The organism is Rheinheimera sp. MM224 (genome assembly GCF_947090785.1).
In the GTDB taxonomy this organism is placed as follows: Bacteria; Pseudomonadota; Gammaproteobacteria; order Enterobacterales; family Alteromonadaceae; genus Pararheinheimera.
Window position 1 is genome coordinate 910,097 of the sequence record NZ_OX352320.1, and the last position, 20,937, is coordinate 931,033.

Sequence of the window (20,937 nt, forward strand, 5' to 3'; positions counted from 1 at the left end):
GATCAAGTTGGATGGCATGACTACCGAACTGTTTTTAGAAGAAATTAACAAACGCCGCACTTTTGCGATCATCTCTCACCCGGATGCCGGTAAAACCACTATCACTGAAAAAGTGTTGTTGTTTGGACAGTTGATCCAAAAGGCAGGTACGGTCAAAGGTAAAAAGTCTGGCCAATACGCCACCTCCGACTGGATGGAAATGGAGAAAGAGCGGGGCATTTCGGTCACGACTTCTGTAATGCAGTTCCCTTATGCGGATTGCTTAGTCAACCTGCTTGATACTCCAGGTCACGAAGACTTCTCGGAAGATACCTACCGTACTTTAACGGCGGTGGATTCCTGCTTAATGGTGATTGACGGCGCTAAAGGTGTTGAAGACCGTACCATTAAACTGATGGAAGTCACCCGTTTACGTGACACGCCTATCATCACTTTTATGAACAAAATGGACCGCGATATTCGTGATCCCGTTGATTTATTAGATGAAGTGGAAAGCGTTTTAAAGATCGCCTGTGCTCCAATCACCTGGCCAATCGCCTCGGGTAAAGAGTTTAAAGGTGTCTATCACATTTATCGTGACGAAATTATTTTATACAAATCAGGTATGGGCCATACCATCCAGGAAGTGGATGTGATTAAAGGCATCAACAACCCTGAATTGGATAAACGAGTGGGTTATTATGCTGGTCAGTTGCGCGAAGAAATGGAGCTGGTCAAAGGCGCAAGCCATGAGTTTGACTTAGAGCTGTTCCGTAAAGGTGAATTAACCCCAGTGTTTTTTGGTACTGCTTTAGGTAACTTTGGTGTGGATCATATGCTGGACGGTTTAACCGAATGGGCGCCCGCACCACAACACCGTAATACCACCACTCGTGTGATTGAGCCGTCTGAACCTGCGTTTACCGGTTTTGTCTTTAAAATTCAGGCCAACATGGACCCGAAACACCGTGACCGCGTGGCTTTTTTACGCATCTGTTCAGGTAAATATGAAAAGGGCATGAAAATGCACCATGTGCGTATTGGCAAAGACATGCTGGTACCACAGGCTTTAACCTTTTTAGCAGGCGATCGTGAACACGTTGAACAAGCGTTTCCTGGCGATATCATAGGTTTACATAACCACGGCACTATTCAGATTGGTGATACTTTTACCTCTGGCGAGAAGTTTAACTTCACTGGTATCCCAAACTTTGCGCCTGAATTATTCCGCCGTATTCGTTTGCGTGATCCACTGAAACAAAAGCAGCTGCTCAAAGGTCTAGTACAGTTGTCAGAAGAAGGTGCTGTGCAGGTATTCCGTCCGCTGGATAACAACGATTTGATCGTAGGCGCTGTTGGTGTGCTGCAGTTTGACGTCGTGGTGCATCGCTTAAAATCTGAATACAGCGTCGATGCTATTTACGAAAGCGTCAACGTGACGACTGCGCGTTGGGTTTATAGCGACGATCATAAAGCCATGACCGAATTAAAGAGCAAAGCCAGCATGAACTTAGCATTAGACGGCGGTGATAACCTGACCTATCTGGCTCCTACTATGGTCAACCTGAACTTGTCGATAGAACGTTATCCTAAGATCAAATTCCATAAGACCCGTGAACATTAATTCAGGATCGAGCAAAGGTTTGTTATGAATATCAAAGAATTATTATCCGCCAAAACCCAAGCCGCTATGGTAGCTTTAGGTTTGCCTGCCGATACCAATACGGCTGTCACCATCAGCACTAAAGTTGAATTTGGTGATTACCAGATCAACGGTGCTATGGCGGCTGCCAAGTTATTAAAAACCAATCCCCGTGCTTTGGCAGAACAGCTGGTGCAACAACTGGATTTAGCCGATATGGCTGAAAAAGTGGAGATTGCAGGCCCGGGTTTTATTAACGTCACTTTACGTAAAGACTGGTTAGCGACACAGCTGGTGGGCGCTTCACAAAACCCTCGTTTAACTTTAAGCGCAAATCCAGCCCCGCAAACTGTAGTAGTAGATTACTCAGCGCCTAACCTGGCTAAAGAGATGCACGTTGGCCATTTGCGCTCCACCATTATTGGCGACGCAGTCGTGCGTTGTCTGGAATTCTGGGGCGATAAAGTCATTCGTCAGAACCATATGGGCGACTGGGGTACGCAGTTTGGTATGTTGATTGCGCATCTGGAAGACAAGCTTGCAGCTGGTATCGACTTAGAGCAAGTGGCTTTAGCCGACCTGGAAGACTTCTACCGCGAAGCGAAAAAACGTTTTGACGATGAAGACGGTTTTGCCGATAAGTCGCGTGATTACGTGGTGAAATTACAAAGTGGCGACGCGCACTGCCAAAAGTTATGGCAGTTGTTTATCGACACTTCTGTCAAGCATAGCGACGATGTGTATAAAACCTTAAAAGTCACTTTAGGCCATGAGCATATCAAGCCTGAAAGTGCGTATAACTCTATGCTGCAGCCTATAGTCGACAGCTTAAAACAGCAGGGTTTAGCTGTGGAGAGTGAAGGCGCCTTAGTGGTGTTTTTACATGAACTGGCTGATAAAGAAGGTAATCCTTCGCCTTTTATCGTGCAAAAAACCGGTGGGGGCTTCCTGTACGCGACTACAGATTTAGCGGCCTGCCAGTACCGTAGCTTTGATTTAGCAGCTGATCGCATCGTAATTTTTACCGATGCCCGTCAGGCGCTGCACTTTAAACAAGTGGAATTAGTGGCCCGTAAAGCCGGCTTGTTAAAAGACCACGTCGCTTATGATCATTGCCCCTTTGGCACCATGATGGGTGAAGACGGTAAGCCGTTTAAAACCCGTACCGGTGGCACTGTTAAATTGGCTGAATTGTTAGAAGAAGCCGTAGTGCGTGCTCAGGCAGTGGTAGAGCAAAAATCCTCTGATTTAAGCGCTGAAGAAATGGCTGAAGTGGCGCGCAAAGTAGGTATAGGTGCAGTGAAGTTTGCTGACTTATCGAAAAACCGGACCAGCGATTACGTCTTTAGCTGGGATGCGATGTTAAGTTTTGAAGGTGCCACAGCCCCTTACCTGCAATACGCTTATACCCGTGTCAGCGGTATTTTGCGCCGTGCTGGTATAGATGAGAGCTTTGTAGCTCCGCTACAACTTTTAGAAGATCAGGAAAAGCAGTTAGCAGTCAAACTGTTACGCTTAGAAGAAACTTTACAGGCCGTGATGAAAGATGCTGTGCCTAACCTGCTGTGTAACTACTTATACGAGTTATCCAGCCAGTTTATGAGTTTCTACGAAGCTTGCCCTATTTTAAAAGAAGGCATTGAACCAGACCTGAAAAACAGCCGTTTAATGCTGAGTATTCTGGTGGCCCGTACCTTAAAACAAGGTTTAGACTTATTAGGTATTGAGGTAATGGAGCGGATGTAATCCGCTCTGGATTTTTAGAACTCATTCGCTGCTAAAGGTAAGACTGATGAAAATTGCTGATATTCGCCGCAGTTACACTATGGACAGACTGGATCTGGATAAACTCAATGCCGATCCTTTTCTGCAGTTTGAAGGCTGGCTGAAAGACGCCGTAGCTGCAGAACTGCCCGATCCAACGGCTATGTGTGTAGCCACAGTGGATGCGTCAGGTCAGCCATCACAGCGTCTGGTTTTGCTGAAAGATGTCAGTAGCAAAGGTTTTGTGTTTTATACCAACTTAGGCAGCCGTAAGGCCTCTGAGCTGGAACACAACCCTAAAGTTTGTCTGCATTTTCCATGGCATCCATTGGAGCGTCAGGTCATTGTTTATGGCACAGCAGAGCGGGTTCCGACCAGCCAGGTGATGAGTTATTTCTTATCCAGGCCTAAAGAAAGTCAGCTGGCGGCATGGGCTTCAGAGCAAAGCCGTCCTGTGTCAACCCGTCAGGTGTTGATGCAAAAGTTTGCTGAAATTAAACATAAATTTGAGCAAGGCGAAGTGCCGGTGCCATCCTTTTGGGGCGGCTTTTTAGTCAAACCCCATCAGATTGAATTCTGGCAAGGGGGCGAGCACAGGTTGCACGACCGTTTTATGTACAAGCAGCAAGCAGACAGCAGCTGGGCCATAGAGCGTTTATGTCCATAACCCTTCTTTTACAGGCCGCCGATACGCGGCCTGTATTATTTGATAGCCACTGCCATCTGGATTTGCCAGAGTTATTGCCTGAACTTGAGCTGCATTTGGCCAACGCCAAAGCTATGGGCGTTGAAGGCTTTTTAGTGCCTGCAGTGCAATCTTCAGCCTGGTTGCCTTTGCTGGAATTAAAGCAGCGTTATGGTTTTTACATTGCTTTGGGTGTACATCCCTGGTGGGCCAGCCAGTCTGAGCTTGATGCGTTGGTTGGACTTGAGGCTTTAGCAGCTTTACCCGAAGTAAACGCTATAGGCGAAATCGGGTTAGATTTTGCGCTGGATGAACAAAGTTTCGCTATGCAACAGCAGTGTTTTGAGCTGCAGTTGCAGCTGGCAGCCAAACTGAAAAAGCCTGTGATTTTGCACCATCGCAAATCACAAAATGAATTACTGCAGGTTATTAAACAGCAGCAGTTTAGCCAAGGCGGCATTTTGCATGCGTTTTCGGGCAGCTTTGCGCAAGGAAAAGCCTTTCTTGATATGGGCTTTAAGCTCGGGATTGGCGGTACTATTACTTATGAGCGCGCTGAGAAAACCCGCAAAGCAGTAAAACAATTTCCGTTGGATGCTTTAGTGCTGGAAACCGATTCACCTTCGATGCCACTGAATGGTTTTCAGGGCCAAATCAATACACCAGCCCAGTTGCCTTTGGTGCTGAAAGCGCTGGCAGAATTAAGAGGTGAAGATCCGCTGCATATTGCACAAGTGCTGCAAAATACTACGATTCAGCTGTTCCCAACCTAAAGCAAATTAGCAGCATCCGCTTGTTTGCTGCGACGCCATTTTTGCCACTGATGAGTGATTTTGCTCCAGGTGCCGCGTAACATAAAAGCCACAACTCCTGCGAGTAACAACATCCAGAACACTTGCCGCATCAACTGCTGCCAGGCCTGAGTGACAGGCAACAAGCTGGCATCCAGTTTCATACTGATTTTGATATAGCCAATGACCCGGCCTTCCTGAGTGATTTCCTGCACCATGGCAAGCAGCGCTTGTTCATGTTGAGGGGCGTACAACAGCTGAGCTGCTGCTGTGCCTTCTGAGGCAGACAACTTCACGCCGTTGGCGTCGTACACCACTACATCCTGCAAATAAGGTGTAGCGGCAATATGGGTGGTTAGCTGATTTAAGCTTTCCAACTGGTCATTATCAATAAGATAAGCAGCGGTATGAGACAAGGCCACTAGCGTCGAGCGCATCAGTTCGGCACTTTGTTGCTGGAATAAGAGTTCACCTTGCTGGTTACTGTTCCACCACCATTGTGAGAGCACCCAAATACCCAGCAGGGCCAGCAACAGCTGAGCCAGTCTGAAGTATTTTGAGTTTTTGTTGTGCTGATATCCGCTTAATTGCATTAATTTGCCTGATTTTTACACTGACAATGGCTTAAAAATGTCGGTAGAATGCCACGGCAACAGAATGAAGTACAGGTGGCCCTTTGAGCTTTTATTATAAGATTGACCCAAACTCCTTTGCTGACAACAGTTTAATTCAGTGGCTGACTGCGCAAGGTGTAGTAAAAGGCGTAGTACAAATGCATGCTTCCGGCTTTTATCAAAGCGAACGTGAAGCTGCTGACTCTGTTTCAGCGCCAGAATTCTGGGCCGGATTAGTCACAGGACAAAGCACAGCTAGCCTGCGGATTTTTTCCGGCAGCTTCACGCTATCGCAGCTATTTGCTGTGCTGCAGTTATTGCCTGCTGATGCCGCTTATCGGTTAAGTTTGTATCGTCCTCACGCTGATTTAGCCTTGGCTGTGCGTATCGATTTACCTTTCGTCTTAAGCTCAGAGCAAATTCTGGCCTTACGCCAGTTGAGTGAGCAGTGGGCTGCGGAATTGGTCTACCTGCCAGCACCGGTGTTTTTACAGCAACCTGGTGTGCTGGTGATGGATATGGATTCCACTGCTATTCAGATAGAGTGCATTGATGAGATTGCCAAACTGGCTGGTGTAGGCCCGCTGGTAGCAGCAGTGACAGCCCGCGCTATGAATGGCGAATTGGATTTTGCGCAAAGCTTACGTCAGCGTGTCGCCACGCTCAAAGACGCACCGGATAGTATCCTGAAGCAAGTGCTGGATGCCGTGCCATTAATGCCGGGTTTAGAAGCCTTAGTGGCATTCTTACAGCAACATCAATGGCAAGTGGTGATCGCATCCGGCGGTTTTACCTATTTTACTGAAGCTTTGAAGCAGCGTTTACAGCTGACGGCCACTTTTGCTAATCAACTGGAAATCATCGATGGCAAGCTGACAGGCCAGGTGTTGGGTGAAGTGGTTGATGCTCAGACCAAAGCTGATGTGGTGCAGCAGATTGCCAGTCAATACCAAATTCCGTCCAGTCAGACTGTGGCTATTGGTGATGGCGCTAATGATTTACCTATGCTGGCTGTCGCAGCCCTTGGTGTGGCTTTTCATGCCAAACCTAAGGTACAGGCACAGGCCAAAGCGGCGATACGACAAGGTTCGTTATTGCAACTGCTGTATTTACTGGAAAGCTGATGCAACACCAGCAAAGCTCAGCCTGGCTTCATGTCGCTGATTATCAGCTGCATTTGCGGCATTTGACACCGGATAAAGCAGATTGCGCTTATCCAGTGCTGATGCTGCATGGGGCTATTGAAAACAGCCGGATTTTTTACAATGAAAAAGGCCGGGGTTTGGGCTGTTTTCTGGCAGACCGGGGTTTTGATGTCACTTGTGCTGATTTTGCTGGCCGTGGTTTATCCAATCCTCAAGCTAGCAGGCGTTTTAATCACAGTCAGCAGCAACTGATTTGTTTAGATATTCCGTCTTTAATTAATCATTTGTACCAGCAGCATCAGCAGCCTGTTGTGGTGATAGCGCATTCCTGGGCTGGTGTGGTGTTAGCGGCAAGTTTAGCCCGTTTTCCAGAGCTGCAGCCTAAGGTCAAAGCCATCATCACTTTTGGTAGCAAGCGGGTGATTAGCGTAGGTGGCTTTAAAAAGCGTCTGCATATAGATTTAGTCTGGAATCTTTTGTCGCCGCTACTTTGCCGTTTGTATGGTTATTTACCGGCAAAACAGTGGCGTTTTGGTGCGGACAACGAACCTGCTCAGTATTTGCTGGATACCATTGGCTGGATCCGTGGTCAGGCTTTTGTTGATCCGACTGATGGTTTTGACTATGCCGCAGCGTGCACTGATGTGAACTGGCCAGTCAGCTGGCATTTTGCCGCCATTAAAGATCAGCTGTTAGGGCATCCGCTGGATGTGCAGGCTTTTCTTGCGGAAACTGGTTTAAATTCAGGGCGTTATACCTTGCTCGGCAAAGCGCAGGGTCATCAGCATGACTATGATCATATTTCTATGCTGACTCATCCAAGCGCTGCTACCGATCATTTTGCGGAACTTGAATTGTGGTTAAAGCAGATTTAGTTTTGCTCTTTTGAAAGAGCCGGTTTTATTCAGGCCACTTTTATTCAGGCAACTTAATACTTGCCAACAAAGCCAGCCGTTTTTGCTGTTGTGCTGCAATGTGCTCGTTGCTGACGCTATAACGCAATAAAACCTCGTCCGTGATATCCACTACATCACCCACACCCACCACACTCCAGAGTTCTTCTTCCAGCACTTTAGCTTTATGAATAGCATAGGTACTGACATACCCCAGCTCTTTGGCAATATGCTCGGTATCAGGGCGACCAGTGCGGGATAAAAAGATCTTAAAAGCGAACAGCAGATCGTTTTGTAGTACGTCATAGACAAAATCTTTTTTTGCGCTGTAGAGCTGAAAATCAAAATCAAATTTGGTTTCGAAGCTCTGTTCTATGTTGTCTTGTTCGGGTGTAAAACGTAAAAACACCTCATAGCTGAAAGGTACTTCCTGGCGTTTCATCTTTTTCAGCTGATTGGCAAACTGCAAATTGGTGGCATTGTTTTTCAACAGCGGCAGCATAGTGATGGACTCAGGGCCTTCACTAAACTGAGCCAGCAGCTTATGTAAAGCGCTGGGTTTAGCACCCATAGCCACTACATCCAGGTTGTAACGAACCCCCTGGCGATGCACGTAAAATGCAAAGGTATCCAAAGCTTTCACGTACATATTACGCAGAGCAGGGCCAAGACCCGGAAACTTAGGCGTCTCCTCTGCCATCGTCAGCTTACTTCTGTTGTTATTAATCAGCTGCTGGAAGAATATTTTACCTGCATGATCATTAGTTGGGTCGATCACCCGCATATTCATAATCAGTTTGTTTTTGCTGACCGCCATCACTTCATAAGCTAAGCCCGAGAGCTGGTGCTTTGTCGTGATCTTTTGCAGCTCTGGCAAACTGATTTTAACCGTATCGCCTTTTGAAAAGCTGACAGGTTCAGCACATTCAAGTTGCAAACCTTTACTGGAGAAATCCCGGCTAAAAGACTGAATATCTTCACCTTTAGCTTGTTCCAGCATGACTGTGGTTTTATATAAAAACCGGCTTTCAGAGCGTAAATTGACGTACTGCACTGAAGCACTTTCAATAGGGGACGTTTGTTCCAGTTTGGCATGACCAAAGACTTTCAGCTGATTCAGCAAAGCCGCATCATAAGTCATGGCTTTATACAGACTATTGCTTTGTGCTGTACTGATATCGGTCAGCGCCACAATGTAGCGCAAGTTACGGATAAAGTTGGAAATTAAAGGCGTCGGTGGCTGATTCAGCTTTTGTACTTCCTGATCGGCACTATTAGGTAACGACAACGGAATATGGGCATGAGCAGGCACAGTGCGCAGTACTGACATACGAAAAGCACGGAAGCTGGGCTTGGCAGCGCCAAAACCAAAAAATACCGTTTTCAGTTCAGGATACTGCATCAGCTCTTCGGTCGTGGCTGAATAAAAAAACAACCGGCCTTTGGCTGCATGGGTAAAGGTGTACAGCACAGTACTGTTTTCATTCGCTTCTTTGCCCAGGCATTGCTTTAAACGCCGCACATGCAGTAGCTGGGGTAACACATTCTGCTGACGTTCATCCTGAAAATAATGCATCAGATGTCTGTTATTTTCAGTGGTTAACACGCAGGCAGGCGATGCTTTGCCTTCATGAACAGACAGAAACACCGGTAACGAGCTGATGCGCGGCAGGTAAAACTGCTCATAGCCCTTAATAAAGACCGCTTCATAAGTATTATCCAGATTGACCTTGTAGCGTCTTTTATTACCGTGGATAAAATGATGCAGAAACTCTGAAAAGCCTTTTTCATCAGCCAAAGGTAAACGTTTCAACCGAACGTAGTAGCTTTTATCCGCCGCTTCACTGTCAATCACCTGATACGGGATGCCGTTGTTGATGCCAAGGGCAAACTCTTGCTCTAAGCCACGGAAAAATATGGCAACTTTTTGCCCGGCAGTCAGTTCTATCGCCAGTGGTATTTTTATTTTGCAGCCGGATACAGACAAGTCGCTGGTCGTGGCAGGAAAACGTTCTTCGTCCTGCAATACCACTTCGATGTCGATGGAGAAGTTCATCCGCTCTTCACGGCGCACACTGTAACCGGCAAAGCGGATCAGATGAGCTGCTTTATAGTCATTGGCTGTTGCATCTATATCAGAGGGTATCGCAGCTAAATCCCTGGTGTCAGAAACTTCACCGGACAACACATCCTGCAATCTTTTATTGGTTTCCTGCTGATGCCGTACTCTGAAGTTGTTCGTGGTGTTGGTGACATCTTCAAAAATACCAATAGTGTACTGACCGTATTGTTTCAGACCTTTTTCGAAGGTTTGAATAGCAAGTTCATCCAGATAATGGGTTTGACCTTTATAATCAAAAGGACGCACATCGCCGTCGACCCTGCCACGTAAATCGATATAATAGCTGCACGGCTGCGCCAACCGCTTCAATTCCATTTTGATCAGGAATTGCTGCGATTTAGCTAAATCACCGGTCAATAGCCGAAACTCCTCATCAAACAGCTCTGTGTTAATAAGGGGTTTCAGGCGTTCCAGGACGCTACTATGAGCTTGTAAGTCGTTTGTTGTCATGCTCTCTTAAACACTGACAGGGCTGTGGCGAGCTCTGTATGAATAATTTGGGTTAGAGTAGAACCAGTGCGATGTAAAAGCAATAATCGTGCCTTTTAATAAGAAGAGATAAAAAATGGCTAAAACTAAGAGCGCGTACGTCTGTAATGACTGTGGCGCTGACTTTGTCCGCTGGCAAGGCCAATGCACTGAGTGTGGCACCTGGAATAGTATCAGCGAAGTGCGTTTACCCAGCGTCACAAAACAGCAACGTTTTGACGGTTATGCCGGCGCTACTGCAGCTAAGGTGATCCGGCTTGACCAGGTTGACTTGCAGGATGTGCCACGTTTTAGCTCTGGTTTTGCTGAATTCGACCGCGTGCTGGGTGGCGGTATAGTGCCAGGCTCCGCCATATTAATTGGTGGCAGCCCTGGTGCTGGTAAAAGTACGCTACTGCTGCAAATTATGTGTGGTTTAGCCACTACAGACAAAGCTTTGTACGTCACAGGTGAAGAGTCGCTGCAACAAGTGGCGCTTCGGGCCAACAGATTAGGTCTACCGACACAAAACTTAATGATGCTGGCCGAAACTAATGTTGAAACTATTTGCCAGCTGGCACAGCAGGAAAAGCCACGCATTATGGTCATCGACTCGATTCAGGTGATGCAGATGACAGATATTCAGTCTGCACCTGGTAGCGTGTCGCAAGTGCGGGAAAGTGCGGCTTATTTAACGCGTTTTGCTAAGCAGCACAATGTGGCTGTCATTATGGTCGGTCATGTCACTAAAGATGGCTCCCTGGCTGGTCCCAAAGTACTGGAGCATTGCATCGACTGTTCTATTTTACTGGATGGTGATACCGACAACAGATTCCGCACTTTACGTGGCAATAAAAACCGTTTTGGAGCTGTTAATGAACTGGGCGTCTTTGCGATGACAGGGCAGGGCATGCGTGAGGTGAAAAACCCATCCGCTATATTTTTAAGCCGGGGTAAAGAAGATACGCCAGGCTCTATCGTCATGGTGTTGTGGGAAGGAACCCGGCCTTTGCTGGTGGAAATTCAGGGCTTAGTCGATTATTCGCCATTAAATAATCCGCGCCGTGTCACCTTGGGTATGGAGCAAAACCGTATTTCGATGTTGCTCGCTGTATTACACCGTCATGCAGGCATTCAAATGGCCGATCAGGATGTGTTTGTGAACGTGGTAGGTGGTGTCAAGGTCAATGAAACCAGTGCTGACTTAGCTACTTTATTGGCATTAGTCTCGAGTTTTAAAAATAAAGCTTTGCCTAACGAGCTGGTGGTATTTGGTGAAGTGGGTTTGTCCGGTGAAATCCGCCCTGTACCCAGTGGCCAGGAGCGCTTAAAAGAAGCAGCGAAACATGGCTTTAAACGCGCGATAGTACCAGTGGCTAACGCGCCGAAAGAAGCTATTCCGGGAATGACAGTAGTCGCAGTCAGTAAGTTGTCTGAAGCATTGGACGCTTTGTAAACGCAAAGTTACGCATAAGCAGACATAAAAAAACGGCCTAAAAGCCGTTTTTTTATGTCTGTCTTTATACCCTAAGTCATAGGACGACGGGATATTAATTCAGAGCGTTAGGGAAGTTCAGCAACAACACCGCTTTGGCATCATCACGTAATTTCACTAAGCCTAATTTGTCATAACTGTCGACCATGATCACCAGGGCTTGTTCTACTTGTGGCGAATCGCGGTAGTACTCAACTATGTATTTACAGCGGTTGGCTGCAGCTAAATGTGCACCACGGCGGATGTAATAGTCTGCAACCAGCAATTCGTAGCGCACCAGCGTTTCTTTAATGGCAAACATACGCTTTCTGGCATCATTAGCATATTTACTGTTCGGGTAAGTGCTAACCAGGATTTTGAAATCTTCAAAACCTTGTTTGGTACTGGACATATCGCGGTCTGCGCGGTCGATGCCGACAAACTCCTGAAACGCATTTTCATCGACTTTAATATTGCTTAAACCACGCATGTAATAGGCGTAATCCAGATCCGGATGGTTTGGGTTTAAGCGGATAAAACGGTCGATACTGGCTAACGACTGGGTGGTATCGCCGCTTTGGTAATAAGCATAAATCAAATCCAGTTGCACCTGACGGGACAATGGACCAAATGGATAACGGCTTTCCATGGCTCTTAACAGTTCAATAGCTCTGTTATACAGACCGGAATCCAGCACATTTTTGGCTTCGTCATACATTTGTTGAGCAGACTGGTTGGTATTTACCAGTTCTTCTTCAGCATTTTTGTTCCCCGCACAGGCGGTTAGTGTTAAAGCTAGGGCGATTATGGCTAAAAAATTCACTTTCATTTAAAAATCCGCTACTACTTAAACCTATTGGCTATTTAGTCTGGAGTAAAACCGTTAAAATAACCTTTTAAGGCCCGATTCTAACCCAGACAGTTCGGGTATGCACACAGGATAACTGGTTCCGACATGACAAAACAGATAAAACTTGCAGAAATTGTACCTGACCATCTATTTGGTAAGCGCTTAGATCAGGTATTGGCCGAAATGTTCCCGGACTATTCGCGTTCAAGAATAAAAGAATGGATTTTAGCCGATTGGGTTCAAATCAATGGCCAGCTATGTAACACCCCCAGAGAAAAATTGCTGGGCGGGGAGTCTGTATTGATCCAGGCCGAGTTACCGGATGACGAACGCTTTGAAGCTGAGCCTATCGATCTGAATATCGTTTATGAAGACGAGCACATTATGGTGATCAATAAGCCTGCGGGTTTAGTGGTGCATCCTGGTGCCGGTAATGCCGACGGTACTTTATTAAATGCCTTGTTACACCACTGTCCTTCTATTGCTGAAGTGCCACGTGCCGGCATAGTACATCGTCTGGATAAAGACACCACAGGTTTAATGGTGATAGCCAAAACTATTCCGGCTCAGACCCATTTGGTTGAAGCTATGCAGGAACGGGAAATTACCCGTGAATACGAAGCAATTTGCCACGGCACTATGACAGCGGGCGGTACAGTGGATGAGCCAATAGGCCGTCACCCCACCAAACGTACTCATATGGCAGTGACCAGTTCAGGTCGCCCTGCAGTGACTCACTACCGTGTGATGGAAAAATTCCGTGCTCATACCCGTTTGCGTTTACGTCTGGAATCTGGCCGTACTCACCAAATTCGTGTGCATATGACCTACATTAACTATCCGCTGGTTGGTGATCCTGTCTACGCAGGTCGTCCACGTCCACCGCGTAAAGCAGATGAAGCTCTGTTAACTGTATTACGTGCTTTTAAACGGCAGGCGTTGCATGCAGCTATGCTGCGTTTAGCTCACCCTATTACCAGTGAAATTATGGAATGGCATGCACCAATTCCTGACGATATGGTCGAGCTGACTCAGGCCTTACGTGAAGACACTGACATTCACGGTCTGGATTTTGCCTGATGTTCAAAGCTGACTGGCCTGCGCCATTTAATGTCAAAACAGCGATCAGTACTCGCGAGGGGGGCGTGTCTTTGCCTCCTTACGATGGATTGAATTTAGGCAGTCATGTTTATGACAGGCCTGAAGCTGTGGCGCAGAATCGTCAGCTTTTCAAACAACAGGCGAAGATGCCTGCTGAACCTTTGTGGCTAAACCAAGTGCATGGTACAGATTGCGTGGTGCTGGAACAGACTGATTTTTCAGTGGGTCCTTTTACCGCCGATGCCAGTACCACCAAAACCAAAGGTCTGGTGTCAGTGGTACTGACCGCTGATTGCCTGCCTGTATTGTTTTGTGATGCGTCTGGTACTCAGGTCGCTGCTGCTCATGCCGGTTGGCGTGGTTTGGTAGACGGAGTGCTGGAACAAACGCTGGCTCAGTTTCCCGAACCCAACAGCGTAATGGCATGGTTAGGCCCTGCTATTGGCCCCGCAGCTTTTGAAGTGGGGGATGAAGTACGTCTGGCTTTTATTGAAAAAGACGCCAAAGCTGACGCTGCTTTTGTGGCTGTTCCGAATAAAACAGGTAAATGGCTGGCTGATTTATATCAACTGGCGCGTTTACGTTTGAATGCTTGTGGAGTTTCACAAGTCTACGGTGGCGGTTTTTGCACTTACACCAACTCACAAGCTTTTTATTCCTACCGCCGTGATGGTCAAACAGGCCGGATGGCGTCTTGTATCTGGATTGACTGATCTAAGTCAAATTTTTGACGTTTTATTGCTTGATAATTAGTCGGCTCTCCCCCATCTTAATGCCAACAGCAGTTTGATGTGCGTGGAGATAGATACTATGAGACTCGACAGATTTACCAGTAAATTCCAGTTGGCAATAGCCGAAGCTCAGTCTATGGCGTTAGGCCGTGACCATCAGTTTATTGAACCCATTCATTTAATGCATGCTTTGCTGAACCAGGAAGGTGGCTCCACCAAAGATCTGTTCAGCAAAATTGGCGTCAATACCAACGAACTGCGTTCCAAATTATCGCAGGCGTTAGAGCGGCTGCCAAAAGTCGATGGCGTAGATGCTAATGTGCAGCTTTCTGCTGCCACTATTAACCTGCTGAATCTATGTGACAAGTATGCGCAAAAACGCAAAGACCAATATATTTCCAGCGAGTTATTTGTGTTGGCTGCCTGTGAAGATAAATCAGAACTGGGCCATTTATTACGCCTGTTGGGTGTCGATAAAGCTGTGGTTGAAAAAGCCATAGAACAAATCCGTGGTGGCCAGAATGTCGATGATCCCAATGCTGAAGATAGCCGCCAGGCTTTAAACAAATATACGGTGGATTTAACGGCACGGGCTGAGGCTGGCAAGTTAGATCCAGTCATAGGCCGTGATGAAGAAATCCGCCGTTGTATTCAGGTGCTGCAGCGCCGCACTAAGAACAACCCAGTGCTGATTGGTGAACCTGGTGTGGGTAAAACTGCCATAGTCGAAGGTTTAGCGCTGCGTATTATCAATAAAGAAGTGCCGGAAGGTTTAAAAGACAAACGAGTTCTGTCTTTGGATATGGGGTCTTTATTGGCGGGCGCTAAGTATCGCGGTGAATTTGAAGAACGTTTAAAGGCGGTATTGAACGAGCTTTCAAAAGAAGAAGGCCGGGTCATTCTGTTTATCGATGAAATTCATACCATGGTCGGTGCAGGCAAAGCCGATGGTGCTATGGATGCCGGCAATATGCTCAAACCTGCGTTAGCACGCGGCGAGCTGCATTGTTTAGGCGCAACCACTTTGGATGAATACCGCAAATACATTGAAAAAGATGCGGCGCTGGAGCGACGTTTCCAGAAAGTGATAGTGGACGAACCTTCAGTGGAAGACACTATCGCCATTTTGCGAGGCTTAAAAGAACGCTACGAGCTGCACCACGCAGTAGAAATTACCGATCCGGCTATAGTGGCAGCTGCTACTTTGTCGCACCGTTATGTCAGCGACCGGCAACTGCCGGATAAAGCCATTGATTTAATTGACGAAGCGGCTTCCAGTATCCGGATGCAGATGGACTCTAAGCCAGAAGAGCTGGACAGATTAGAGCGGCGTATTATTCAGCTGAAGCTGGAAGACAATGCGCTGGCTAAAGAAACAGACGACGCGACAAAAAAACGCCGTGACATGATCCAGGAACAAATTCGTGAACTGGATTTGAAATACAACGAACTGGATGAAGTTTGGTCTTCAGAAAAAGCGGCTTTGCAGGGCACACAAAATATCAAAGCGGACTTAGAACAAGCCCGGCTGGATATGGAAGTAGCACGTCGTGCCGGCGATTTAAACCGTATGTCGCAGCTGAAATACGAACGTATCCCCGCTTTGGAAAAACGGCTGGATTTAGCCTCACAAGTGGATATGCACGAAATGAGGCTGCTTAGAAACAAAGTCACCGAGCAGGAAATTGCTGATGTGTTGTCCAAAGCCACTGGCATTCCGGTCAGTAAAATGCTTGAAGGTGAGCGCGATAAACTGCTTCGTATGGAGCAGGAATTGCAAAAACGTGTGGTAGGCCAGGCCGAAGCATTGGAAGCTGTGTCCAACTCTATCCGTCGTTCCCGTGCAGGTTTGTCCGATCCGAATAAACCTATAGGGTCATTCCTGTTTTTAGGCCCGACAGGTGTGGGTAAAACCGAGCTGACTAAAGCCTTAGCCCAGTTCTTGTTCGATACCGAAGATGCTTTGATCCGCATTGATATGTCGGAGTTTATGGAAAAACACACAGTATCGCGTTTAGTCGGTGCGCCGCCTGGATATGTCGGCTATGAAGAGGGTGGTTATTTAACTGAGGCTGTAAGGCGTAAACCTTATTCAGTGGTGCTATTGGATGAAGTAGAAAAAGCCCATCCTGATGTGTTTAACATTCTGTTGCAGGTGTTGGATGATGGCCGTTTAACAGACGGACAAGGTCGCACAGTCGACTTTAAAAACACAGTGATCATTATGACGTCGAACTTAGGCTCAGACCTGATTCAGGAGCATTACCAGCATCAGGATTATCAACAAATGAAAGATATGCTGATGGAAGTGCTGAGCAAACAGTTCAGACCTGAGTTTTTAAACCGGCTGGATGAAACTGTCGTGTTCCACCCGCTGGATAACGCCCATATCCGCCATATCGCTTCTATTCAGCTGCAGCGCCTGCGTTTGCGGTTGCAGGATAAAGGCTTTGGTTTGTCGGTGACAGATGCCGCCTTGGATCTGCTGGCTGCAGCAGGTTTTGATGCCGTCTTTGGTGCACGGCCATTAAAACGGGCTATTCAGCATTATATTGAAAACCCATTGGCTCAGACTTTACTCAAAGGTCAGATTAAACCCAATGCAGTCGTGACTGTCGATGCGCAGGAAGGGCAGTTTGTGATTGGTTCTGCCAGCGCACATTAACCACAACATTAAAAATGAAAAAGCCCGCTTGTTGCGGGCTTTTTACAGGTCAGGGCTACTGACTAAAGGTTTTACTTAAGTTCGCAATTTCAGCGGCTTGCTGGTGCAGGCGCTTGTTATTGTCGGATACCAGCTGCATATTGTTTAAGTTTTCATCGGCAATATGCTGAATATTTTGCACGTTGCTGGCTACTTCACTGGCAACCTGGCCTTGTTGAGTGGCTGCAGTTGCAATTTGTGAAGACAGCTGGTCGATAGTGTTCACCATCGCCACTATGTCTGATAACTGCGCTGTGCTGTGAGTGGTTTGAGTCACACATTCTTCTACCTGCTCACGGCTTTGGGTCATGGTTTTACCCCAGCTCAATAAGGTTTGCTGGATTTCACCAATAGAGCGCTGAATTTGTTCTGTCGCTTTATGAGTACGGGATGATAAAGCCCGTACTTCATCAGCAACGACCGCAAAACCCCGGCCATGTTCACCGGCTCGTGCCGCTTCAATGGCGGCGTTTAATGCCAGTAAGTTAGTTTGGTTGGCAATACCCTGAATTTCTGTCATGACAGCGCCAATACGTTCAGCTTCTACCGCTAAATTATCCGCAGTGCTGGCGGCGCCTTGTACTTCAACGGCCAGTTTTTTGACCGTGGTGGCGGTTAATTGCATGACCTGTTCAGCCTGCTGGCAAATCTGCTGAGCCTCGCCCACTTTCTGATTGGTTTCGCCTGTACGCTCTGCGATATCTAAAACTGTGCTGCTCAATTGCTGAGTGGCTGTGGCAATAGACACCAATTGCTGGCTTTGCTGATGAATACCACGTTCGGTTAAATGCACTGCCTCTTCCAGCGTATCGGCTATGCTGGTCAGTTTATTGGTGCTGTCTTTGGTGCGACCTAACACAGTACGCAAACGAGCCTGATGCATCTGGTGACGGAAATCCGCTATTGAGAACGCTGTTTTTCCGCTGTAGACATAACGGGATACCGAATCAAAGTCTTGCTTAATTTTCTGCAGCTGAGCTGGAATATCCACTAATTCGTCATACATCAGCACAAAGAAAATAGCCGGAATAAGTAACGCCAGCCATAAGGCATGTGACCAGAGTAATGCGCCTGCTGCTATTAAAATAAAACTGCACAACAGCGCAATAAGGCGACGCAGATTCGTGTTCGCATTCCACTGGCTGACGGCTTTACCTGAGTTGATCGCCTGATAACAGCGGTCGGCTCTTTGGATCAGATCCGGGCTTGCTTTGACGCGTACTGATTGATAGCCAACTAGTTGCTGTTGCTGATAAATAGGAGTGACAAAAGCATCCACCCAATAATAACGACCGTCCTTGCAGCGGTTTTTCACCATACCACGCCAGGATTGTCCTTGTTTTAAGTGAGCCCACAGATCGGTAAACGCTGCTGCAGGCATATCAGGATGACGCACCAGATTGTGGTTTTTACCCACCAGTTCATCTTCGGTGTAACCTGCTACTTGACAAAAGGCCGGGTTCGCATAAGTGATGACACCTCGTGTATCTGTAGTGGAGACTAACTCTTGTCCGGCGTCGTATTGAACTTCCTGATCAACAAGGTTCTGGTTGCGGCGGTTCATGCTTATTTCCTTTTTATTTATCATTCAGTTAATCTGAATCAAAGCGGCGGCATTATTTCAAAGATCTCTCGGATAAGCGAGCTTAGGAGCATTATGCAAGTATCTGCCATTATGACCAGAAAATTGACGATGGTTGACCCGGATATGAGTTTGTCTGCGTTAAAAGACATTTTTAATCAGTCAAAATTTCAGCATGTGCCCGTCATTGATGCGAGCCGACGTCTGGTAGGTATAGTGTCAGTGAAAGATTATTTCAAAGCGCTGGCTCCTGTGATGGACGCTGCGTCGGAGAAAACCTTAGATATTTTTGTCACCAGCCGCAAAATTAAGCATGTCATGACCAGCCCTGTGATTGCTGTGCCTGAAGATTATCCTGTGGTGAAAGCCGCAGCATTATTGCTCAAACACAATATTGGCTGCCTGCCGGTGACAGATCAGGACAACGTGGCTATAGGTATAGTGTCGTGGAAAGACATTATGCGGGTTGTTGTGTTACAGGCGGCGCGTAAAAGCAGATTAGCTTATGGTGCAGCCACTGAAGAAGAGTAGAATAACAACGTCATTTCATGTCAGAGAAACTTAATCTGTGGCCACTCTTGTTTTTTTATTTGAGTTGCCCCATTTCAACGTTTGCTCATTATCAGAATAAGGGATCAGCTTGAGTCATTTCCTCGAACAACGTCTGGCTGCGCTTGGCACCACGTCATTTCAAACTGCAATTAAAGGTATCAGACGGGGTATTGAGCGGGAGACATTGCGAATTCATCCCGATGGTCAGCTGGCACAAACTGATCACGCTAAAGCTTTGGGTTCGGCTTTAACTCATCCTTTAATTACCACAGATTTCTCAGAGTCCTTGCTTGAGTTTATTACTCCGGCTCAGACGGATATTGATATCACCTTAAAACAGCTGACGGACATTCATAAGTTTGCTTTATCTCACATTGGTGAAGAGCGACTGTGGGCCGGCTCTATGCCTTGTTATATAGATAATCAGGATGAGATCCGACTGGCGCAGTATGGCAGTTCCAATGTGGGTACCATGAAAACTGTCTACCGTCAGGGCCTAAAAAACCGTTATGGCAGTATGATGCAGGCCATTAGTGGTGTGCATTTTAACTTCTCTATCCCTGAAGCCTTCTGGCAACAGTATCAACAGCTGTTAGGGGATACAGGTTCTTTGCAGGACTTTATTTCCGCTCAGTACCTGCATTTAATTCGTAACTACAAAAGATACGTCTGGCTGGTGGTGTATTTGTTTGGCGCATCTCCGGCTATGTGCAGCTCATTTTTACAAGGCCGTGAGCCTAAATACAAGTTCCAGACCTTGGGTAAAGGCTCTTTGTATTTACCTTATGCCACCTCTTTACGTATGAGCGATTTGGGGTACACCAACAGCGCACAGTCTAGTTTAAATATCAGCTACAACAATTTGCCGGACTATATTAAAGGCTTACGCCAGGCGATTTCGACACCCTCAGCAGAATATGCCTCTATTGGTATTAAAGTGGATGGTGAGTACCAGCAACTGAACAGCAATATTCTGCAAATCGAAAACGAATTTTATTCGACCATCCGGCCTAAACGCACCACTCAAAGTGGCAAGCGTCCAACCTGTGCGTTAAAACGCCGTGGTGTGGAGTACATCGAAGTGCGGGCTTTGGATGTAAATCCATTCAGTGCTGTGGGTATTAATGCGGAACAAATGCGGTTTCTCGATTTATTTTTAATCTACTGCTTACTGGAAAAAAGCCCGGATTTATCAGCTGAAGAACAAGCGGTCACAGAGCAGAATCTGCGTAAAGTAGTGACAGAAGGTCGCAGACAAAATCTGGATCTGGATGATAATGGTCAGCCACGTTTAATGCTCGACTGGGCTGAGCAGTTATTTGCCGATCTGATGCCTATTGCTGACTGGATGGATGCCGCTTATGGCGGTGAAGCGTACAGAGCGGTGATCAAAGAGTTTTATTTAGGCTTGTTAGACCCAAATCAAACTTACTCAGGCAAGTTGTTAAGCCGTTTAATAGCTCAGCAACAAGACAGCCCTTATCATGCTTTGGCTTTGGCAGAACAGTACCGTCAGCAGTTGGCAGCGACTGATTACCAGATTTATAGCGAAGCAGAATTTGAGCAGATGGCTGCGGTCTCTTTGCTGGAACAGCAAAAGATTGAACAGGCAGATGACGTGAGTTTTGATCAGTATCTCGAACGATACTTTGCTGATTTATAACGATAAAGCCGGATACTAAATCCGGCTTTTGTTTGAAGCTTCCTTATCTGCCGGATAAAAAAACGGCCAGCAAGCTGGCCGTGAAAACTAAGGATAAGGATAATCCAGGGATGAAAAACAAAAACTTGGTTGAATCCGTTCATTGGGTTAGTCTGAGTTGTGTTTTAAAAAGTTCAG

General features: G+C 46.7%; 16 protein-coding genes. 12 read left to right on the plus strand and 4 right to left on the minus strand.

Features of this window, described 5'->3' with window-relative positions; translation table 11 throughout:
- Positions 1-16 precede the first annotated feature (16 nt).
- Genes prfC through OM978_RS04355 form a run of 4 tightly spaced genes read left to right on the plus strand, consistent with a single transcriptional unit; the run spans position 17 to position 4,843 of the window.
- On the plus strand, positions 17-1,603 hold the full coding sequence (gene prfC / locus OM978_RS04340) for a peptide chain release factor 3 (protein WP_264345685.1): 1,587 nt from the start codon (positions 17-19) through the stop codon (positions 1,601-1,603).
- 24 nt (positions 1,604-1,627) lie between these two features.
- Positions 1,628-3,367, plus strand: coding sequence for an arginine--tRNA ligase (gene argS, locus OM978_RS04345; RefSeq protein WP_264345686.1), 1,740 nt, complete (start codon positions 1,628-1,630; stop codon positions 3,365-3,367).
- A 46-nt stretch (positions 3,368-3,413) separates the two neighbouring features.
- Positions 3,414-4,052, plus strand: coding sequence for a pyridoxamine 5'-phosphate oxidase (pdxH, locus tag OM978_RS04350; RefSeq protein WP_264345687.1), 639 nt, complete (start codon positions 3,414-3,416; stop codon positions 4,050-4,052).
- A complete protein-coding gene (locus OM978_RS04355) occupies positions 4,043-4,843 on the plus strand; it encodes a TatD family hydrolase (protein WP_264345688.1) in 801 nt (266 codons plus the stop codon). The genes pdxH and OM978_RS04355 overlap by 10 nt, the downstream gene beginning before the upstream one ends.
- On the opposite strand, the gene OM978_RS04360 is transcribed toward OM978_RS04355, so the two are convergent.
- On the minus strand, positions 4,840-5,454 hold the full coding sequence (locus OM978_RS04360; protein ID WP_264345689.1) for a hypothetical protein: 615 nt from the start codon (positions 5,452-5,454) through the stop codon (positions 4,840-4,842). The genes OM978_RS04355 and OM978_RS04360 overlap by 4 nt on opposite strands.
- Before the next feature lie 83 nt (positions 5,455-5,537).
- Between OM978_RS04360 and serB the strand changes: the two genes are divergently transcribed.
- Together serB and OM978_RS04370 are read left to right on the plus strand one after the other, a co-directional pair.
- Positions 5,538-6,599, plus strand: a complete 1,062-nt coding sequence (gene serB, locus OM978_RS04365) for a phosphoserine phosphatase SerB (protein WP_264345690.1) — start codon at positions 5,538-5,540, stop codon at positions 6,597-6,599.
- Positions 6,599-7,495 (plus strand): alpha/beta fold hydrolase, encoded by an 897-nt coding sequence (locus OM978_RS04370; RefSeq protein WP_264345691.1) that lies wholly within the window; start codon positions 6,599-6,601, stop codon positions 7,493-7,495. The genes serB and OM978_RS04370 overlap by 1 nt, the downstream gene beginning before the upstream one ends.
- A gap of 40 nt (positions 7,496-7,535) precedes the next feature.
- Here the strand turns inward: OM978_RS04370 and OM978_RS04375 are convergent, their stop codons facing one another.
- Positions 7,536-10,085 (minus strand): PilZ domain-containing protein, encoded by a 2,550-nt coding sequence (locus OM978_RS04375; protein WP_264345692.1) that lies wholly within the window; start codon positions 10,083-10,085, stop codon positions 7,536-7,538.
- A 115-nt stretch (positions 10,086-10,200) separates the two neighbouring features.
- Between OM978_RS04375 and radA the strand changes: the two genes are divergently transcribed.
- On the plus strand, positions 10,201-11,559 hold the full coding sequence (radA, locus tag OM978_RS04380) for a DNA repair protein RadA (protein ID WP_264345693.1): 1,359 nt from the start codon (positions 10,201-10,203) through the stop codon (positions 11,557-11,559).
- A gap of 94 nt (positions 11,560-11,653) precedes the next feature.
- On the opposite strand, the gene OM978_RS04385 is transcribed toward radA, so the two are convergent.
- A complete protein-coding gene (locus tag OM978_RS04385; protein ID WP_264345694.1) occupies positions 11,654-12,406 on the minus strand; it encodes an outer membrane protein assembly factor BamD in 753 nt (250 codons plus the stop codon).
- 126 nt (positions 12,407-12,532) lie between these two features.
- Between OM978_RS04385 and rluD the strand changes: the two genes are divergently transcribed.
- The 3 genes from rluD (at position 12,533) to clpB (ending at position 16,924) form a co-directional block, all read left to right on the plus strand.
- A complete protein-coding gene (gene rluD / locus OM978_RS04390; RefSeq protein ID WP_233007883.1) occupies positions 12,533-13,507 on the plus strand; it encodes a 23S rRNA pseudouridine(1911/1915/1917) synthase RluD in 975 nt (324 codons plus the stop codon).
- A complete protein-coding gene (gene pgeF, locus OM978_RS04395; protein WP_264345695.1) occupies positions 13,507-14,241 on the plus strand; it encodes a peptidoglycan editing factor PgeF in 735 nt (244 codons plus the stop codon). Before rluD ends, pgeF begins: the two co-directional genes overlap by 1 nt.
- Positions 14,242-14,338: 97 nt before the next feature.
- Entirely contained in the window at positions 14,339-16,924 is a 2,586-nt protein-coding gene (gene clpB, locus OM978_RS04400; RefSeq protein WP_264345696.1) for an ATP-dependent chaperone ClpB, read from the plus strand.
- A 55-nt stretch (positions 16,925-16,979) separates the two neighbouring features.
- Here clpB and OM978_RS04405 read toward each other — a convergent pair whose 3' ends face one another.
- The gene (locus OM978_RS04405) at positions 16,980-18,527 is read right to left on the minus strand and encodes a methyl-accepting chemotaxis protein (protein WP_264345697.1); all 1,548 of its coding nucleotides are present in this window, start codon (positions 18,525-18,527) and stop codon (positions 16,980-16,982) included.
- A gap of 93 nt (positions 18,528-18,620) precedes the next feature.
- On the opposite strand from OM978_RS04405, the gene OM978_RS04410 reads away from it, so the two are divergent.
- Both OM978_RS04410 and gshA read left to right on the plus strand, forming a co-directional pair.
- Entirely contained in the window at positions 18,621-19,076 is a 456-nt protein-coding gene (locus OM978_RS04410; protein WP_264345698.1) for a CBS domain-containing protein, read from the plus strand.
- 109 nt (positions 19,077-19,185) lie between these two features.
- Positions 19,186-20,760 (plus strand): glutamate--cysteine ligase, encoded by a 1,575-nt coding sequence (gene gshA, locus OM978_RS04415; protein WP_264345699.1) that lies wholly within the window; start codon positions 19,186-19,188, stop codon positions 20,758-20,760.
- Positions 20,761-20,937 lie beyond the last annotated feature (177 nt).

What these genes read in the sequence shown, in the direction of transcription:
- radA (WP_264345693.1), top strand. Translation starts at nt 10,201, where the DNA reads ATGGCTAAAACTAAGAGCGCGTACGTCTGTAATGACTGTGGCGCTGAC.
- pgeF (WP_264345695.1), top strand. Translation starts at nt 13,507, where the DNA reads ATGTTCAAAGCTGACTGGCCTGCGCCATTTAATGTCAAAACAGCGATC.
- clpB (WP_264345696.1), top strand. Translation starts at nt 14,339, where the DNA reads ATGAGACTCGACAGATTTACCAGTAAATTCCAGTTGGCAATAGCCGAA.
- OM978_RS04405 (WP_264345697.1), bottom strand. Translation starts at nt 18,527, where the DNA reads ATGAACCGCCGCAACCAGAACCTTGTTGATCAGGAAGTTCAATACGAC.
- OM978_RS04385 (WP_264345694.1), bottom strand. Translation starts at nt 12,406, where the DNA reads ATGAAAGTGAATTTTTTAGCCATAATCGCCCTAGCTTTAACACTAACC.
- OM978_RS04370 (WP_264345691.1), top strand. Translation starts at nt 6,599, where the DNA reads ATGCAACACCAGCAAAGCTCAGCCTGGCTTCATGTCGCTGATTATCAG.
- rluD (WP_233007883.1), top strand. Translation starts at nt 12,533, where the DNA reads ATGACAAAACAGATAAAACTTGCAGAAATTGTACCTGACCATCTATTT.
- prfC (WP_264345685.1), top strand. Translation starts at nt 17, where the DNA reads ATGACTACCGAACTGTTTTTAGAAGAAATTAACAAACGCCGCACTTTT.
- OM978_RS04355 (WP_264345688.1), top strand. Translation starts at nt 4,043, where the DNA reads ATGTCCATAACCCTTCTTTTACAGGCCGCCGATACGCGGCCTGTATTA.
- argS (WP_264345686.1), top strand. Translation starts at nt 1,628, where the DNA reads ATGAATATCAAAGAATTATTATCCGCCAAAACCCAAGCCGCTATGGTA.
- OM978_RS04375 (WP_264345692.1), bottom strand. Translation starts at nt 10,085, where the DNA reads ATGACAACAAACGACTTACAAGCTCATAGTAGCGTCCTGGAACGCCTG.
- OM978_RS04410 (WP_264345698.1), top strand. Translation starts at nt 18,621, where the DNA reads ATGCAAGTATCTGCCATTATGACCAGAAAATTGACGATGGTTGACCCG.
- pdxH (WP_264345687.1), top strand. Translation starts at nt 3,414, where the DNA reads ATGAAAATTGCTGATATTCGCCGCAGTTACACTATGGACAGACTGGAT.
- OM978_RS04360 (WP_264345689.1), bottom strand. Translation starts at nt 5,454, where the DNA reads ATGCAATTAAGCGGATATCAGCACAACAAAAACTCAAAATACTTCAGA.